Below are 16,224 nucleotides of genomic sequence, written 5' to 3'. Positions count from 1 at the left end.
TTATCTTTTAGTTGGTATAAAATTCTTGTAGCGGTATGCCGTTCTCGTAAATTTTTGTTCCAAGTAAAATTCCCTCGGAATCATAGAATTTCCATTCGCCAGTAGGTAGCCACTCTGTTTTTGAAGCAACTGTCACTTTTTTTGAATATCCTATTTGTTGAATTTCCCCTGTGTTGTGATACTTAATGATGTGGCAACGGTTTTTCTTGTACTTTTCTTTTGTGGTGATTTTATCACTCACGAATTCTTTCCAAGTTCCAGTTTTCTTCCCTTTATTGTAACGACCATTTGCACTTGATTTAATTTTCATAAATTCCTCTTCTTCGATCCATTTTCCTGTTTTTAGACCGTTTTTCGTTTGGTTAATTTTGCAACTAAGCATACTTATACACATTAGAAGAAAAAGTATTTTGAATTTATAGTTACTGAACATACTCTACAGAATAAAACATTACTCTACAAATGTAGAGTATAAATGTAAATAAACAAGTCTTTTTTGAAAAATAGTATGGTTGTCAGTGAGTTGCGTTAGGGATAGTAGTGAAAATCCTTTTTCTTTTTTCTTTAAAAAAGAAAAAGATTGCAACGGAAAGCCCGCCCTTGTTGCTAGAAAGGTCGTGAATAGTGGTTGTTTTTGTTGCAACAAGGGAACGCCCAAAAAAAAATCCGCTCATTGCTGAACGGAAATTGTAGGGGTAGGTTCTCGATACTTTTTTGTTCCGTTTCTCTTTACAAAAAAACTTGAACTGACGGTAGCGATGCTAATTATTTAGATAATTCAACAAAATATTTGTAAAACAACGGAATAGTTTCAATTCCTTTTAAGTAATTGAATATTCCGAAGTGCTCATTTGGAGAGTGAATAGCATCGCTATCCAATCCAAATCCCATCAAAATTGTTTTGCTTTTCAACTCCTTTTCGAATAGCGCCACAATAGGAATACTTCCGCCGGAGCGCACTGGAATGGCTGGTACGCCAAAGGTTTCGGTGTACGCCATGTTGGCGGCTTTGTAGCCAATGCTGTCTATTGGGGTTACATATCCTTGCCCGCCATGATGTGGTTTTACAAGTACCGTTACGCCGGCAGGAGCGATGCTAGTGAAGTGTTTTGTAAAAAGCTCCGTGATGTGTTCCCAGTCTTGATTTGGAACTAGTCGCATCGAGATTTTGGCGAAAGCCTTACTCGCAATAACGGTTTTAGCACCTTCTCCAGTATATCCGCCCCAAATTCCATTTACATCTAGTGTAGGACGAATGGAGTTTCTTTCGTTAGTGACATAGCCGCTTTCGCCATATACGTCATTTAAGTCGATTGCTTTTTTATAATTTTCAAGATTGAAAGGCGCTTTCGCCATTTCGGCTCTTTCTTCGAGTGACAATTCTTCGACATTATCATAGAAACCGGGAATGGTAATGTGGTTGTTTTCGTCGTGAAGCGAGGCAATCATTTTTGCCAAAACGTTTATCGGGTTAGCAACTGCACCACCATATAATCCAGAATGCAAGTCGCGGTTTGGACCCGTAACTTCCACTTCTACATAACTTAATCCTCGTAATCCAGTTGTAATGGATGGTTGCTGATTTGAGATCATTCCCGTGTCAGAAATTAAAATGACATCATTTTTTAATTTTTCCTGGTTGCGTTCTACAAACCAACTCAAACTTTTGGAGCCAATTTCTTCTTCGCCTTCAATCATAAATTTTACGTTGCAAGGTAGCGTGTTGGATTGTACCATATACTCCAATGCTTTCACGTGCATGTACATTTGGCCTTTGTCATCACAAGCACCACGAGCAAAAATAGCGCCTTCCGGGTGAATATCCGTTTTTTTGATTACGGGTTCAAATGGTGGCGAAGTCCAAAGTTCTAAAGGGTCTGGTGGTTGTACATCATAATGCCCGTATACCAAAACGGTAGGCAAGGAAGGATCTATAATTTTCTCGCCATATACGATTGGGTAGCCTGGCGTGTCGCAAATTTCAACAAAATCGCAGCCTGCTTTTTCTAAACTGGCCTTTACGGCATCAGCAGTTTCAAAAACATCATGCGAATAAGCGGTGTCGGCACTTACCGATGGGATTTTTAATAATTCGATTAACTCATTGATAAAGCGATCTTTGTGTTCTTGAACGTATGCTTTAATATTTTCCATTATTTGAATTTTGTTTATATTTCAAAAGTACAAAAAAGAGTATGAATATTTTTTGTCTAAATTGTTTTGAAAATTGGAAGTTAAGTGTATCTTTGCACCCACAAACACTAGTTCAATGAACACCGCTTTTTTAATAAGAGCAAAGTGAATTAATTGCGCGGATATGGTGAAATTGGTAGACATGCCAGACTTAGGATCTGGTGCCGCAAGGCGTGTAGGTTCGAGTCCTATTATCCGCACAAACACTAAGACTTAAATAACTGACAATCAGTTTTTAGGTCTTTTTTTTTGTATGTCCACCAAAAAACAACCCTCTTTCTTAAACCTGTGCCTTAGCACACCTATTTAAACTTAAATTAATCTAGAAGGGACAACTCTTTGGTTTTATGATTTCAGGCTAATAAAGTTAGATTTCAAAGGACGGGGTGGGACAAAGAAAACGAATAGGATGGGAAGGGTATGTTTTTTAGGTTCTTCTTACTGTTTGTATATATAAAGTGGATAGGCAAATAAAAACGGCACATTAATTTAAGCTCCATTTATATAATTAATTTGATAGTTAAATTCTTCGACAGTTGCACAGTTCGCAGCTGAGTGCCTTTTTTTTCTATTGCACCAAATCTCATTATATTCAAAGATTTCTAGTTTTAGTTGTTCTTTAGAAATGAGTTTATTTCCATAAATAAAATCAGTTTTTAAAGATTTAAAGAAGCTTTTCGCTACCGTGTTATCCTAGTAATTCCCTTTTAGGTTGATACTTCGGAGAATTTTTTTATAAGAATCAAGAACATTTACAAACTTGGTATGATTTAAAAATAGAATGTATTACAATGGATGGTACCTTTAAAATAGGAGTAACTTCATGCAAATGTCAATCTACTTTTTTTGAAGCAGACCGCATTTTAAGAAGTATTGGTTCATCCTTAAATTAATTAGGGTATCATATATTACAATTAGAAAACCGTGGTTTTGCCGCAGAATAAATTGACTTTAACGGTCTAGAATATCAACTATAGCAAGCAAGAGAAATCTCAAAAGCTACGATTATAAAAAAAAGGAGCTACTTCAAATATATTGCGTTACAGCTGTTGAAATAGAAGAATTGTTAAACAGTAAAATAAGAATGTAAGTACTAGTTCTACGCTCGATCTAAATAGTACTTTAAAAGCAAAACTAGCATTCTTGCGAGGATCTTATACTAACTTAGCAAATAATAAAAAGGATTTGATGATGACAACCAGTCCGATAATAGCTCGGTTTTGCTCATTAAATAATCCCTAAATCCTTACCTATAGCGATAAGATGTACCGTATTGTTTGCCTTAAAATAAATTTTCAGCTTATTGATGCGCTTTTCAATAGAACTTATACTGTTGGGGGGTAGTGCCCTCTTGTTTCAATACCGTTTCTATCTTCTCTTGTGATAGTCCAATGGAGAGATGCTTAATCAACTGCACGTCATAGTGGTCTATTTCACTTGTAGTCTTGTCTTGAAGCAGGTATGACAATTCCGGGGAAATAGTTTCCGACGCATTCTTTTAGGTTTTTTGAATGGCTCTTTTGAGGTGATATATGGTGTTTCTCCCTTTTAATACATAACCATTTATGTTAAGCTCGTCAAATAATACTTTGATACGGTGTGCTCGGTTTTCAATCGAAAACACAATTATTTTAATGTTAGGGAACAGCTGTTTTACTGCAGCTATTATTTCTTCACCTGAATTGAGTTTCTTCACCTGATGATCCTCTTTAAAAGATAAATCTGAAATAAGCAGTTGAAAAGGAGTGCCATCAATATGTGCTTTTTTATTTTTAACAAAGCTTCATCACACTATTTTGCATATTGAATTTCGGGAACATCAAGTTCCTTGAGTGTTTGAGCCTCACCCACATCATTAAAATCGATATCATCTGCAATTAAAACTTTTGTGAATATGTTTTTGTTGTATTATTTTGGAAGTAAAATTTTAGCTTTGAAACCTTTATTGATTTGAGAATCAAATGTAAGTATTCCTTTTACTGCCTGAATGCGGTTTTCCGCATTTTGGAGTCCATTTTTTAAAATTAGTTTTTCCGTGAAGCCCACCCCATTATCGGAATAGTCAATTTTCACATTATTCTGATCGCTGTCAAACCCAATGATCACAAAATTGGCTTGGCTGTATTTTTTCATATTAACCATGAGCTCTTGCAATACTCTTTGCAATGCTATCTTTTTTTCGTTTTCGATTTTTGACCAATCTATTATATTTCCGTTTTTTATAATGACTTCGACACTGTCACTTTTATAGTTGCTGAGCATCTGTTTTAGGTTGTGTTCAAAACTTTCTCCCGTTTCTATAGTACTATTCTCCTTAGAGAAATCTCGTGTTCTAACATATATTTTATCAAGATTGTCTACCAGCGTTTCTTTTTTTATAGGGTTTTGCAAATCTTGCGTTTCGGCAAAAGTCATAGCATAAAAAACATCATTAGCGAGTTCATCATGAAGTTTTTTAGAAATTCGAGTTTCGGTATTGTAACGTGCTACTAATAACTCTCGTTTACTTTTATTTCTAAAATAGTGGATAAGGAAACCGATTCCTCCAAGTAGTACAACGAATCCAAAACTGAGCAAATACTTTTCGTTTTTTTGCGTTTCAAGTTGCAAAAGGGTTTCTGCTCTTTGTCCCTTGTATTTTATATTTTCCAAAGTCGCTTCTCTGGAATCATACTTAATTTTAGCAAACTGATTTTTAGCATTGTTTCGTACTGTTTTAATGCTATCATTAAGATTTACAAACAATGCGGCATAACTATTTACCCCTTTTTCCAGATTGTAAGACATTAAGAATTCCAATGCCTCCAATCGTTCATCGATACTTTGATACTTTGTGGCTACCTTATAAGCCTGCAATGCATTCTCCTTCGATTTTTGATAGTCTCTATTTTGATAGAAATCAGCTAAATGCAAATAGCTTTCAATACTTCCATAGGAATCATTAATGCTAGTTCTGATTACTAAAGCCTGGTTCATTAATGCTAGTCCCTTTTGAATATGATTGTCTTTATAATAAGCAAATCCCAGATTGTCAATAATTCTAGCTTTTTTATGCTGTAGTGTATCTAAAATATCAGTTTTTAAAATTGGCTCTAAAAGGGCAATGGCTTTTCTGTACTTTTTTTGTTCCGTATAAACCGTGGCGATATTATTGAATAATGCCACTCTAGCTACAGAATCGTTAACCGTTTTTAAAATTGTAGCATAATAGCGAACGGCGTCATCGTAATTTTTTACTTCTTTTGCTGCAATTCCGAATAAATTATTTGCGGCTACCTGATATTGTAAATCATTATTTATGTAAGGTAAAGCCTCGGTTAAAGTTTCTTCACTGCTATAATAATCGCCATAGGTTTGTTGGATATGAGCCATTCCAATTAGATTATAGGCAATGTAAGAACTGTTCCCCTCAGCTTCAAATAATTCTTTGGACTTATTATAATAATAGAAAGCACTATCTAATTTACTATCCCTGTTATAGGAATCACCTAATTCCGACAATCTCTTAGCTTGGGTGTATTTTAGGCTTTCTTGTTTTTTAGAAGTATCAATAACTGTATTTACACTCTTTTGACAAGATACAATTGAAAGCAAAAGCAGTAAAATAAAAAACGGGGAACGCAACATATAAAGTTTCTTTCCCCGAAATTAGTATTTAATTGTAAATTAATGCTCTTTATTGTGGATTTTTTGGAGGTGTTATAATAATTATTTCATCACCAGGGCCTTTACTCGCATTAACCGTGCTTGTGTTAACAATAGAAATACTGTCATTTTCCATTGATTTTAGGTTTTCTTTTTGAATTGCAAATTCCTTTGATTGAGCTGTTGTACTATCAATAGCATCCGCATCACAGGATACTATAACCAAGCCCGATACTGCAAAAGCAGCTATAAAAAATATTTTTTTCATGATTGTAATTGTTAAAAATTGGACATAGGTTTGGCCGTTCGATATCTTTAATCGAATAATTAGTATTGGCTAAACCATTAAAATGAGAACAGTTTGTTTTTGTTTCGGGAAGTAAAGTGAGCTGGTACAGAACCGTTTAATTATACTTCCCGGAATAAAAATTCTGTTCTGTATAGCGTCACTTTTATAGAAGTAGTTTTGTACATTTGTTCGTATCGCGAAATAGAACAACAACTAATTCTGAGGCAAAGTAATGGTGCTTCTGAAGTAAAATTGATACGGAATTCCTATGATTCCCAGTATGAAGAAGGATTCCTGAAAATTCCTAAAAATTCCTTTAAGCTTATGGTGAAAAATACTTTAGAAGATTATAAAGCAGCTATTCAATTGAAGTACGAGATAGAAAAAATGGGAAGGCATTCCAGTTTTTTGCTAAATCCTTCTCGCGCTAAATTGAGGAAATTGTGTGCCGAGTTATTTAAAAATGATGTAAATGTTGATGATTTAAAAAACTTTTCTGCTTTTTTTCAATTTGATTTTGTGCCAAATTGCTCCACCAAATTAAAAGATCAAACAGATAGATTTAGGCCTATTGAAACCTTTTTTAAAGGAGAAACGGATTTAACTGATATTGAAGCGGTGAATATTGCGGCAATATTGGTTAGTTTTAATCCAAGACCTTACCTTAAATTTTCAAAAACAGAATCTTTGAAAAAAGAGTTTAGTCTTATTGGTAGTCCTAAAAGCACAGTTGTGCACCAAGTTACCGTAGAAGATAAAATGGCTATAAATGACAACATGGAGAATAATGGAATAATTCAACCATCATTCTTGGTGAAAAAACGAATGCGATTTTTACAGACACAGCAAATTATTCCCGCAATGCTTCTGATTTTAATCCTAGGTGGTTTCGCATATTGGTTTTTACCAAAAAAAACGTGTATGCAATGGCAAAAAGACCATTATGAAGTGGTTGTTTGTGAAACTGAAGAAGTCGGTATTGTGAACTTGTACTCCAAACTGCCTGTAAATGAAAGTATGCTAAATTTTAAAAAAATTGAGGTATCGGATACAACAACTTTTTTTAAGCATAATAAACCCATTTTATGGTATTGTAAAAATGGAAACCATCTTGATTTTTTTAATGGTCCAGGTTTCCACCCTGAAAATGAGAAAACGTTAAAACCCATTACACAATATATGATTGATAAGTACGTGAAGTAAACCTTGACTACTGAAACAGTCAAACGGTCTCTCTACGGTCGTTTGCCTTTTAACCGATGGAACGAAATTGCCATTTGTTTTTTGTTATAGCTTTAGCAAAGTAGCGGCATATTTAAAAGTTGCAATACCAAAAAGTTATGGATTCACGCATGTTAGTTCAATTCCTTATTATAAAAATGGGAAAAAGTGTATTTTTACACAAGAGATGGGAATGAATGGATAGTATCCAAAAGAATGAAAACAAGCGATGACATCGAAAAAAAGCACTGGAATACATTCGAAAAAATCTAAAACATTACTATTGAAAAGTATAATTCTAATGGCCCCCAATTCCAATAGTAAAAGGATCTCAAATTCAATAAAAAAGTACAAATAGAAAAGCTCAATCCTGCATTTGGAAGTGTAGATAAAATCGTCCTGACCATAATGGAAGAAGGAAATCCACTTACTGCAGATTAAACGCCATTAACAATACGAACCAAGGAAATAGAGAATGGGCCACAAACTGCCTTAATTGTTCCGCACAAAATCACAAATCCGGATGTCCTAACCATTCAAACTACAGATAATTAGAAGGATAAAATAAAATTTGCTTCATATTGGTACGATAATAGAATAGTATATCCAATAAGAGTGGGAATGCGTAGTAGAGAAAGAGGCTTGATCTTTTTGGATAACTGAACGATATTATTAAGATTTATTATCCGCACAAAAAAAAAGCTTCTCAATCGAGAAGCTTTTTTTAAACCTACTTTCAATAATTATTTATTCTCAATCCATGCATTTATTTTCGTCTCTAATAATGCTAAAGGCATTACTCCAGACTCTAACACTTTTTCGTGGAATTTTTTAATATCAAATTTGGTACCCATTTTGGCTTCTGCTTTTTTGCGCAATTCCATTATTTTTAATTGACCTATTTTATAAGACAATGCTTGTCCTGGAATGGCCATGTAGCGCTCTATTTCTGGAATGATACTGGCTTCGCTTTCGGCTTCGTTGGCTAATGAATATTTAATGGCTTGCTCTCTTGTCCAACCTTTAGAGTGCAATCCTGTATCAACTACTAATCGTACTGCGCGGTGCATTTCATTACCTAACATCCCAAAATATTGATACGGATCTTGATACAAACCCAATTCTTTTCCTAGACTTTCGGTATACAATGCCCAGCCTTCGCCATACGCACCAAACCAATTGAACTTTCTAAAATCAGGAAGACTTTCATTTTCTTGCTGCAAGGATATTTGGAAATGATGCCCTGGAATAGCTTCATGTAAAAACAAATCTTCGTCGCCATACATATTATAATTCGCTACATCCGGAATTGGAACATAAAAAATTCCCGGACGTGTTCCGTCTGCCGTTCCCTGATTGTATTCAGCGCTCGCTGTTTTTTCTCTAAAGGCTTCTGTTCGTCTAATTTCAAATTTTGTTTTAGGTTGTAGCGCAAATAATTTATCTACATTCGGCTTAATTCGGGTGTAAATGCTTTGGAAATTGGCAATTACCTCCTCTGGTTTTGTAAATGGTTTTAGTTCCTTTTTGTTACGAACTTCTTCAAAAAACTGTAACAAAGTCCCTTTGAAACCTACTTGTGTTTTTACTTTTTCCATCTCGGCAGTTAATCGAGCGACTTCTTTCAGTCCTAATTCGTGGATGGCTTCGGGAGTCTTGTCAGTAGTAGTCCACTGTTTAACATAAGTAGCATATAACTCCTTTCCAAAAGGCAAACTCCCTATCCCACTAGTGGCTCTAGAGGCGGGAAGGTATTCTTTGGTCAAGAAATCAGCCATTTTTTTATACTGAGGAATCAGTTTGTTGTTGATGGTTGCCGCGTATTTAGCGGTTAAGTCTTCTTTGATACTGTCAGGGAATGAGGCCGGCATCAATTTTATTGCTGAGTAAAATAAATTATCTTCAATATTTGGCGTTGCCATTTCTGCAAATTGCGGAATTAATTTTACCGTCAACGACTTAGGTAATACCACTCCTTTTTCGATTCCTTTTTTCATGTAAACCATAGCGGAATCAATCCAAACAGAATATTTTTCCATTCGCTGTAGGAAATTGGTATAGTCCTCTTCTGTTTTAAAAGGTTGTGCGCCCGTTCCTCCTGCAAATTGTCCCATAGTGAGGTGAGTTCCCCAAAACTGATGAACGGGTAGTAAATTTGTAGGCTGTTTCAATAGTTCTTTTCCTACTTCAACCTCCCATTTGATGATTTCGTAACTGTTTTTTTCTTCTTCGGATAAGTTTTCTTTATCAATAGTGTTTAAAGCAGTTTGGTATTTGTCAAAAAAAGCTTCTTGCGATTTTCTAAAACCGTCCGTCATTTCAAGTTGCAACTGATTATTGTATTCGTTTTGACCGCTTTGTGTTGCGTCTAATGGACTCAGCGCGTTTTTATCGTCAAAATAGTTTTTCGTCACACTACTAAAGTCTTGTTTTTTGTCTTCAGTTTTACAATTTACCAGCAGTACAGCGGTAGTTATTGTAACTAAAAGAATGGTTATTTTTCTCATAATGAATGTTTGATTATAGATTTAGCTAATTTATTCTTTTTTTTTAATTTCTTGTGCAAGATTCCTTATTGGTTTAAGAAAGTAGTTTTTCTTTTTCACAAAATTTAGTTAACGCGCTGTTGGAAGCTTTGTTTTAAAACCATTTCTTCTAAATTTACTCTTCTAATAAATTATACTCAAATGAGAAAAAAATCCTTCTTCATTTTGTTAGTCATCGGAAACATGCTAACAATTGAAGCACAAGAGAAAAAAGAAGCTATGACTATGAATCCATTTTTCCAGGCTTATGACACACCGTTTAACGTGCCACCTTTCGATAAAATTAAAAATGAACATTTTAAACCAGCAATTTTAGAAGGAATCAGTAAGCATGAAACTGAAATTAATGCTATCGCAGCTAATGTCAAGCCTGCTACTTTTGAGAATACGATTCTTGCCATGGAAAATGCGGGAACGTTGCTAAGTGATGTAAATACCGTATTTTCTAATTTGAATTCTGCTAATACGAATAAAGAGATGCAGCGTATTGCCAAAGAAATAGCGCCAAATCTTTCTGCACACCGAGACAATATTTATTTAAATGAGAAACTATTTGCAAAAGTCAAATCACTTTGGGACAAAAAAGAAACCATAGGTCTTAATTTAGAACAAGCTAAAATTTTGGACAATGCCTACAAAGACTTTGTAAGAAGTGGTGCTAATTTATCAAGTGCTGATAAAGAAAAATTGCGTAAAATAAACGGAACACTTTCACTTACTAGTTTAAAGTACGGACAAAATATTTTGGCGGAGACCAATAAATATGAGTTGGTTATTGATGACAAGAAAGATTTAGGGGGCTTGCCACAAGGTTTAATTGAGGCTGCTGCTGCTGATGCTAAAGCAAAAGGTAAAGAGGGAAAGTGGATTTTTACACTTTCTAATTCTAGCGTTATGCCATTTTTACAGTACAGTTCAAATCGAGAATTGCGAAAACAAATTTGGAATGCGTACCAAACTAGAGGAAACCACGATGACGCTTATGATAATAAAACTAATGCAGTTGAATTAGCTAATCTTAGGGGGCAAAAAGCACGCTTACTGGGCTACAAATCACATTCCAATTATGTCTTGGAAGAATCAATGGCTAAAACGCCCGAAAATGTAAATAAATTGTTGAATGATTTATGGAAACCTGCTTTGGAAATTGCCAAGACAGAAGCGGCAGATATTCAAAAACTGATGGTTAAAGAAGGAGTGAAAGGGGCTGTTCAGCCTTATGACTGGCGCTATTACACGGAAAAAATCAGAAAAGAACGTTTTGATTTAGATGAAGAAGAATTGAAACCTTATTTTAGTTTAGAGAATGTACGAAAAGGAGTTTTTCAAGTAACTGAAAAATTATATGGCATTCAATTCAAAGAGTTAAGTAACGTTCCTAAATACCATGAAGATGTTACTGTTTGGGAAGTTTCAGAAAAAGAGGGTACACATTTAGGTGTTTTATACATGGATTTTCATCCGCGTGATTCTAAACGTGGTGGTGCTTGGATGACCTCCTATAGAAGTCAAGAGACGGTAGACGGAAAACGCATTGCTCCAGTAGTTTCTATTGTTTGTAATTTTACGAAACCATCAGCTAATGCGCCAGCACTTTTGACTTTTGACGAAGTGACAACTTTCTTTCATGAATTTGGACATTCCTTACATGGATTATTATCAAATGTAACCTATAAAAGCTTAGCGGGAACAAGTGTTCCTAGAGATTTTGTAGAACTTCCTTCTCAAATTATGGAAAACTGGGCGGCTGAACCAGAGGTGTTAAGAATGTATGCGAAACACTATAAAACGGATGAGGTGATTCCAGAAGCGCTAATAAATAAATTGAAAAAAGCAGGTACTTTTGATCAAGGTTTTGCTACAACTGAATATCTTGCGGCCTCTTTGCTGGATTTAGAATACCATTCTCAAACTACAGATATAACAGTAGATGCAAATACGTTCGAGAAAGCTGCTATGACAAAAATAGGATTAATAGCGTCAATCATTCCAAGATACCGAAGTACTTATTTTAGTCATATTTTCTCTGGTGGATATTCTTCTGGTTATTACAGCTACATCTGGTCAGGCGTTTTAGATACTGATGCTTTTGAAGCATTTAAAACAACTACATTATTCAATCCTGAAAAAGCTAAATTATTCCGTGAGAATGTGTTGGAAAAAGGTGGAACCGAAGACCCAATGGTTTTGTACAAACGATTCCGTGGAGCTGAACCAAGTATTGAACCGTTGTTAAGAAAACGCGGTTTGGACAAAAAAGCAGAACCGCTTAAAAAAATAAAAGGATAATCAAATTTGATTTATAAATAAAAAACCCTGCAACAAATTATCTTTGTTGCAGGTTTTTTTTATTCATGTTGCAGGTAAGTTTTTATCCGTGGTAGGCTCGGGAAGCAATTATTTTACCTTCTTTGATATCTAATACCTCTGCCACTTGCAAATCGGTTTCGCCAGTAACGGTTCTGGTATATTCCATGAATACGCGATCCCCATTTGCGGTAAGTGATTTAACTTTATAATTCAAACTTGGTAAGCGCTCAAAAGCATCTTTCCACCATTCTCGCAAAGCCTCTTTACCGGCAACAAGACCTTCACTTTCGGGTTTGTACATTTTTAGTTTTGGGCTATAATGAATGGCTTCATCATCATACAAGGACAACAGTTTGTCTAATTCTTTATTGTTGAAAGTCTCAAACCATTTAAAAGCTATTGATTGTAATTTTTCTGGTGTCATACTGTTATCAGGTTGGTGTTTTTAATTAAAAAAATCCCATTTCGCATTGCGAAAGGGATTTTGTATTTATCATTTTAAAGAAATATTAAACGTTCTTTAAATTGATTATTTCTTGTTCGGTAAGCAATCTCCAGTTTCCTCTTGGCAAATTCTTTTTGGTTAAACCAGCAAACGAAACGCGGTCAATACGCAAAACATCATAACTAAAATGTTCAAATATATTACGAACCACTTTCACGTTAGCCGATCTTAATTGCAATCCAATTTCACTTTTCGCTTCTCCTTCAATGTAACTTACATCTTCTACAAAAACACGGTGACCGTCAAGTGTTAAGCCTTTATTTATTTTTTCTAAATCCTCAAATTTCAAATTTTTGTCTAAGGAAACTTGGTATATTTTGGATGATTTTTGACTTGGTAATGTAAACTTGCGAATCATATCCGTGTCATTCGTGAACAATAACAAACCAGTTGTATTCTTGTCCATTCGTCCAACAGCGCCAATTTTTGCAGTAGTAGAACCTTTTACTAATTCTAATACATTACGATATTCCTGACCTTCGTCCATCGCAGTCGTAAAGTTTTTAGGTTTGTTCAACAGTATGTATACTTTTTTCTCCGGTGTCAAAGTGGCTCCATCAAAGTTTACTACATCACCTGGTTTCACCATATATCCCATTTCGGTCACAGGAACTCCATTTACTTTTACAGTCCCAGACTGGATGTAAATATCTGCATCACGACGCGAACACGCACCTGAATTAGCAATATATTTGTTCAAACGAATTTCGTCTTTTACTTTCGGTCTCTTCGGTGCTTGATTTGGCTTTTTCTCTACTTTATCAGTAACAACTTCTGCAACTTTAGTATTTACTTTCACTTTTTTCGGCCCTTGAGCGCGCTTCTGCATGGCAGGTTTTGGCTTATTCGAACTTGGTCTTGAGCTATTTGCTCTAGGACCACTTTTCTTATTATTGCCTTCCTTGTTATTCATAATATTCCAATAATTTACTTCGTCAGTTCGGTCTTTATGACCTCGTGCGTGCAAAGATACATTTTATATAGGTGCCAATCAATAAGAGCCAATTATAAAAGCGCTAACTGTCTCGTTAATAACTCAATTAATCGTTATAGTTTCTTTTTTTGGAGCTATTTACTGTGTCAGTTCGCTTTGCTCGGGTCCCGCTTTTTACGCTATCTTTTTCTCCGCAGAAAGAGGCGGAAAAAAAAGGATGCCTCCCGAAGCATCATGAACAATCGGGGCAATGGCCTAGGAACAAATTAGGCATTTTACTAATGAAAACTGTCTTGTTCAGAATTAGCGTAGTCACAAGTACAATTAAATCATCAGCAGCAATCTTTTTCCATGCCATAATACAGTTGGATTAATCAAAACAATGCAAAATACGCCGGCTACAATAAGGAATTTTAGAACATTGTGGAGTACTAAAAATTGCACTTTGGTATTTGATTTCCAAAGATAAAGCAGGAAGAAAATCAAGATAATCAAACAGATATAGAAGTAGATATCCATGTAGCCCACATCGTAAATTTCGATCAAAACATAAATCGGTAAAACCGTTAGAAGTGTCAAAATGGTGATGACTTTTTTGGAAATTTCTTCCCCGTAAACAATTGGAATTGTTTTGTAATCATTCGCTAAATCGCCTCTTAAATTCTCTAAATCCTTGATCATTTCCCGAACAAGTAGCAGCAGGAATAAAAATGCGGCATGAGCAAATATTACGGCAAGTTGTCTTTTGTAATTCTCTATATCTTCAAAGGGAATGCGGGTGTAAAAATACAAGAGTATGGCAAAAAAAGGCAAAACTGCCAATACTGCTGCAGTAAGATTTCCTACAATAGGGTATTTTTTTATTTTATGAGAATAAAACCAAATAAAAAATATATATGCTGAAAAGAATAAAAAAACGCGCCAAGAAACGAATAATGCCATCAAAGCCACAATAAAATTAAGTGTAAAATAAACACTTAGTTTTGTTTTTTGGCTTACTAATCGGTCTAACATGGATTTATTAGGCCGGTTAATTAAATCTTTTTGGTTGTCATAAAAATTATTAATAATGTATCCCGAAGCAATGGTAAGCGAAGAAGCAAAAACGAGTATAAATAAATTGAAATCAAGTAGAATGTCAAGTGCTCTTTTTTCGGGAGCAAGGATAAATATTGCTGAAAGATACTGGGCTAAAATAATTATTGGAATATTGTACCCGCGAACTACAGAGAACAAACTTATAATTTTCATCAATAAAAGTTTGTGCTTTCTGTTCATTAGTAGTGTGGTTTAGCCACGAACCTAGCTGCTGCAGGCAGGGACAAAAGTTGCGAAATTTTTTAAGTTTATTTTTGTGCGTTCTTCTTTTTTTAAAGAAGAAGATTTAGAATTGATATACCACTTCCAGTTTGTAATCTTTCAGAGAAGCTTTGGCTTTTTCTAAATCTTCGGTAAAACCTAAAATGTAACCACCACCACCGGATCCACATAATTTTAAATAGTAATCATTGCTGTCAATTCCTTGTTGCCAGATCCCGTGAAATTGTTCTGGAATCATCGGTTTGAAATTATTCAAAACCACTTTTGATAATTTCTTAGTGTTCATGAACAATGATTTCATGTCTCCGCCTAAGAAGTTTTCTACGCAAGCATCGGTGTATTTTACAAATTGGTTTTTCAACATCGCACGAAAACCTTTGTCTTTTAGGTTTTCCATAAAGATATTAACCATGGGAGCCGTTTCACCTACAATTCCCGAATCTAATAAGAATACGGCACCTTTTCCGTCAAAACTTTGGGTAGGAATACCAGTTGCTTCAATATTATCTTTGGAATTAATCAGAATTGGAATACTCAAATAACTGTTTAAAGGATCTAGACCAGAACTTTTTCCGTGGAAAAAACTCTCCATTTGAGAAAATATATTTTTTAATTGTAATAATTTTTCCCGGGTCAGATTTTCCAGTACTGTGATTTTATTTTGTGCGTATTTATCATAAATAGCGGCAACTAATGCGCCACTGCTTCCTACTCCATATCCTTGCGGTATACTCGAATCAAAATACATTCCTGACTCAATATCACTGTTTAAAGTAGTCAAATCAAAGGTAACCAAACTAGGCTGCTCGTTTTGTAAAGTTTCCAAATAAGGTACAAAACGTCTTAAATTTGCATTTGATTTTATTGCCTCAGCAGAAGGATTTTCTTCTTTCTTAAGCGCACCATTATAAAAATTATAGGGAATTGAAAGCCCTTTTGAGTCACGAATAATTCCGTATTCTCCAAAGAGTAATATTTTTGAGTAAAACAAAGGTCCTTTCATAGGGTGCTGTAAATTAACAATTTGGGGGTTGATAATTAGGTATTTATTTTATAATTTTTATAATTCAACTTGGTCGCCACGATTTGCTTCTTGAATTCTGAGATCGATTTTCTCTTGTTCTTCAGCAGATAATTGTTTCCAAATGTCCTTTTTTTCTGATTTGAAAATGTTTTTTATGGATTCTATTATAGCTGTGTCGTCCGTCTCTAATAGCAATTTAATTAATTCTAATTTCTCTGATTGAAGGTCCATAATTAC

Annotated in this window: 13 protein-coding genes, 1 tRNA gene and 1 pseudogene; 3 read left to right on the top strand and 12 right to left on the bottom strand. The window is 34.8% G+C overall.

Translation table 11 applies throughout. The features are described 5' to 3' along the window. Nucleotides 1–7: 7 nt before the first annotated feature. A complete protein-coding gene (locus BUA03_RS00755) occupies nt 8–382 on the bottom strand; it encodes a hypothetical protein (protein WP_066083124.1) in 375 nt (124 codons plus the stop codon). A 383-nt stretch (nt 383–765) separates the two neighbouring features. Continuing rightward, the gene (locus BUA03_RS00750; RefSeq protein ID WP_066083123.1) at nt 766–2,154 is read right to left on the bottom strand and encodes a dipeptidase; all 1,389 of its coding nucleotides are present in this window, start codon (nt 2,152–2,154) and stop codon (nt 766–768) included. 157 nt (nt 2,155–2,311) lie between these two features. Between BUA03_RS00750 and BUA03_RS00745 the strand changes: the two genes are divergently transcribed. Then, nucleotides 2,312–2,393 (top strand) — tRNA-Leu (locus BUA03_RS00745). Nucleotides 2,394–2,682: 289 nt separating this feature from the next. Here BUA03_RS00745 and BUA03_RS17145 read toward each other — a convergent pair. From BUA03_RS17145 to BUA03_RS00725, 4 genes and pseudogenes are all read right to left on the bottom strand, one after another. Beyond that, nucleotides 2,683–2,856: pseudogene (locus BUA03_RS17145) on the bottom strand (IS3 family transposase); the annotation flags it as partial. A gap of 835 nt (nt 2,857–3,691) precedes the next feature. Next, nucleotides 3,692–3,889, bottom strand: coding sequence for a hypothetical protein (locus BUA03_RS17125; protein WP_317041079.1), 198 nt, complete (start codon nt 3,887–3,889; stop codon nt 3,692–3,694). 212 nt (nt 3,890–4,101) lie between these two features. Beyond that, nucleotides 4,102–5,787: a tetratricopeptide repeat-containing sensor histidine kinase gene (locus tag BUA03_RS00730; RefSeq protein ID WP_245792540.1), complete on the bottom strand. Its 1,686-nt coding sequence runs from the start codon at nt 5,785–5,787 to the stop codon at nt 4,102–4,104. Between the two features lie 82 nt (nt 5,788–5,869). Further along, nucleotides 5,870–6,106 carry a hypothetical protein gene (locus tag BUA03_RS00725; protein WP_066083120.1) on the bottom strand — a complete coding sequence of 79 codons (237 nt, stop codon included), beginning with the start codon at nt 6,104–6,106 and terminating at the stop codon, nt 5,870–5,872. 345 nt (nt 6,107–6,451) lie between these two features. Here BUA03_RS00725 and BUA03_RS00720 point away from each other — a divergent pair, with 345 nt between their 5' ends. Continuing rightward, complete coding sequence (locus BUA03_RS00720) at nt 6,452–7,330, top strand: hypothetical protein (RefSeq protein WP_139255590.1); 879 nt, start codon at nt 6,452–6,454, stop codon at nt 7,328–7,330. Nucleotides 7,331–8,091: 761 nt separating this feature from the next. On the opposite strand, the gene BUA03_RS00715 is transcribed toward BUA03_RS00720, so the two are convergent. Beyond that, nucleotides 8,092–9,855, bottom strand: coding sequence for a DUF885 domain-containing protein (locus tag BUA03_RS00715; protein WP_066083114.1), 1,764 nt, complete (start codon nt 9,853–9,855; stop codon nt 8,092–8,094). Nucleotides 9,856–10,035: 180 nt separating this feature from the next. Here BUA03_RS00715 and BUA03_RS00710 point away from each other — a divergent pair, with 180 nt between their 5' ends. Beyond that, the gene (locus BUA03_RS00710; RefSeq protein WP_066083112.1) at nt 10,036–12,183 is read left to right on the top strand and encodes a M3 family metallopeptidase; all 2,148 of its coding nucleotides are present in this window, start codon (nt 10,036–10,038) and stop codon (nt 12,181–12,183) included. A gap of 82 nt (nt 12,184–12,265) precedes the next feature. Here the strand turns inward: BUA03_RS00710 and BUA03_RS00705 are convergent, their stop codons facing one another. The 5 genes from BUA03_RS00705 to BUA03_RS00685 all read right to left on the bottom strand — a co-directional run bounded on the left by BUA03_RS00705 (nt 12,266) and on the right by BUA03_RS00685 (nt 16,218). Next, nucleotides 12,266–12,628: a nuclear transport factor 2 family protein gene (locus tag BUA03_RS00705; protein WP_066083111.1), complete on the bottom strand. Its 363-nt coding sequence runs from the start codon at nt 12,626–12,628 to the stop codon at nt 12,266–12,268. Nucleotides 12,629–12,713: 85 nt separating this feature from the next. Further along, nucleotides 12,714–13,622, bottom strand: a complete 909-nt coding sequence (locus tag BUA03_RS00700; protein WP_066083110.1) for a pseudouridine synthase — start codon at nt 13,620–13,622, stop codon at nt 12,714–12,716. Nucleotides 13,623–13,967: 345 nt separating this feature from the next. Beyond that, complete coding sequence (locus tag BUA03_RS00695) at nt 13,968–14,921, bottom strand: geranylgeranylglycerol-phosphate geranylgeranyltransferase (RefSeq protein ID WP_066083108.1); 954 nt, start codon at nt 14,919–14,921, stop codon at nt 13,968–13,970. Between the two features lie 106 nt (nt 14,922–15,027). Then, nucleotides 15,028–15,966 (bottom strand): mevalonate kinase family protein, encoded by a 939-nt coding sequence (locus tag BUA03_RS00690; RefSeq protein ID WP_066083106.1) that lies wholly within the window; start codon nt 15,964–15,966, stop codon nt 15,028–15,030. Nucleotides 15,967–16,023: 57 nt separating this feature from the next. Continuing rightward, nucleotides 16,024–16,218 carry a hypothetical protein gene (locus BUA03_RS00685; RefSeq protein ID WP_066083104.1) on the bottom strand — a complete coding sequence of 65 codons (195 nt, stop codon included), beginning with the start codon at nt 16,216–16,218 and terminating at the stop codon, nt 16,024–16,026. Nucleotides 16,219–16,224: the final 6 nt, after the last annotated feature.

This window comes from Flavobacterium fryxellicola (genome assembly GCF_900143245.1).
Taxonomy (GTDB): domain Bacteria; phylum Bacteroidota; class Bacteroidia; order Flavobacteriales; family Flavobacteriaceae; genus Flavobacterium; species Flavobacterium fryxellicola.
Note: the sequence above shows the minus strand (reverse complement) of the source record. Positions and strands in the feature narration are given on the sequence as shown.

What these genes read in the sequence shown, in the direction of transcription:
- BUA03_RS00755 (WP_066083124.1), bottom strand. Translation starts at nt 382, where the DNA reads ATGCTTAGTTGCAAAATTAACCAAACGAAAAACGGTCTAAAAACAGGA.
- BUA03_RS00750 (WP_066083123.1), bottom strand. Translation starts at nt 2,154, where the DNA reads ATGGAAAATATTAAAGCATACGTTCAAGAACACAAAGATCGCTTTATC.
- BUA03_RS00725 (WP_066083120.1), bottom strand. Translation starts at nt 6,106, where the DNA reads ATGAAAAAAATATTTTTTATAGCTGCTTTTGCAGTATCGGGCTTGGTT.
- BUA03_RS00720 (WP_139255590.1), top strand. Translation starts at nt 6,452, where the DNA reads ATGGTGAAAAATACTTTAGAAGATTATAAAGCAGCTATTCAATTGAAG.
- BUA03_RS00715 (WP_066083114.1), bottom strand. Translation starts at nt 9,855, where the DNA reads ATGAGAAAAATAACCATTCTTTTAGTTACAATAACTACCGCTGTACTG.
- BUA03_RS00710 (WP_066083112.1), top strand. Translation starts at nt 10,036, where the DNA reads ATGAGAAAAAAATCCTTCTTCATTTTGTTAGTCATCGGAAACATGCTA.
- BUA03_RS00705 (WP_066083111.1), bottom strand. Translation starts at nt 12,628, where the DNA reads ATGACACCAGAAAAATTACAATCAATAGCTTTTAAATGGTTTGAGACT.
- BUA03_RS00700 (WP_066083110.1), bottom strand. Translation starts at nt 13,622, where the DNA reads ATGAATAACAAGGAAGGCAATAATAAGAAAAGTGGTCCTAGAGCAAAT.
- BUA03_RS00695 (WP_066083108.1), bottom strand. Translation starts at nt 14,921, where the DNA reads ATGAACAGAAAGCACAAACTTTTATTGATGAAAATTATAAGTTTGTTC.
- BUA03_RS00690 (WP_066083106.1), bottom strand. Translation starts at nt 15,966, where the DNA reads ATGAAAGGACCTTTGTTTTACTCAAAAATATTACTCTTTGGAGAATAC.
- BUA03_RS00685 (WP_066083104.1), bottom strand. Translation starts at nt 16,218, where the DNA reads ATGGACCTTCAATCAGAGAAATTAGAATTAATTAAATTGCTATTAGAG.